1 protein-coding gene is annotated in these 896 nt (G+C 42.5%); it reads left to right on the forward strand.

Annotated elements, in window-relative coordinates; all coding sequences use genetic code 11:
- Positions 1 to 896 (forward strand): calcium-binding protein (locus tag QLG01_RS03095; protein WP_282495804.1); only part of this gene is annotated, 896 nt, incomplete at both ends.

The raw sequence follows: 896 nt of genomic DNA on the forward strand, positions 1-896 counted from the left end.
ACTATTTTAGGCCAGCTTGGCAATGATTTGATTTTTGGTGATTCTGGCAATGATACCTTAGTTGGTGGTGAGGGAGATGATGAACTCGACGGTGGCGCTGGCGATGACGTATTACTGGGTGATCGGGAACTGAACTCTGGGGAAACCACGGTTGTTGGCTATGGTAATGATGTGCTGCGTGGTGGAAAGGGTAATGATACTTTACTAGGCGGTGAGGGAAATGACCTGTTATCTGGTGATGAGGGATCAGATAACTTAGTAGGCGGTTTGGGTGATGATATCCTTGTTGGTGGACTGGACAATGATGCTCTGGAAGGTGAAGCTGGTGACGATTATCTTACAGGTGGTTTAGGTAACGATAACTTAGATGGTGGGGCTGGTAGTGATCTTCTTTATGGTGATGCCGGTGACGACATTCTGATTGGTGGTGATGGCATCGATTACCTCTCTGGTGGAGATGGGAAGAACTATTTACAGGGCGATGGTGGAAATGATTTCCTCGTTGGTGGTAGTGGTCAGGATATTCTAGTTGGTGGCGAAGGAAACGATATTATTCAGGATGGTTTAGGCGCAGACACAATTGATGCTGGACGTGGCAATGATATTGTACAGATTACAAAGGCTTCAACTGGAGATGATATTGATACTGGTTTAGGCGATGATCTTATTATAAGTGAGCAGGTCGAAAATATTACAATTCGAGATATAAGTGGTGTTGATAAAATACTATTGTCTCAAGCTTTAGCCACTAATATTGTTTTTAGTGCAGATGGTGTAGATCTTCTGATATCAGATAAGTCGACTGGTAAGAAAATTAGAGTTGAAAATCAGTTGCTCGCAACTGGTCCAGCAATAGAATATTTAGAATTTAAGAACGGGCAGTATTATGATTTAAA

The organism is Acinetobacter sp. V89_4, from assembly GCF_029967875.1.
GTDB classification, from domain to species: Bacteria; Pseudomonadota; Gammaproteobacteria; order Pseudomonadales; family Moraxellaceae; genus Acinetobacter; species Acinetobacter oleivorans.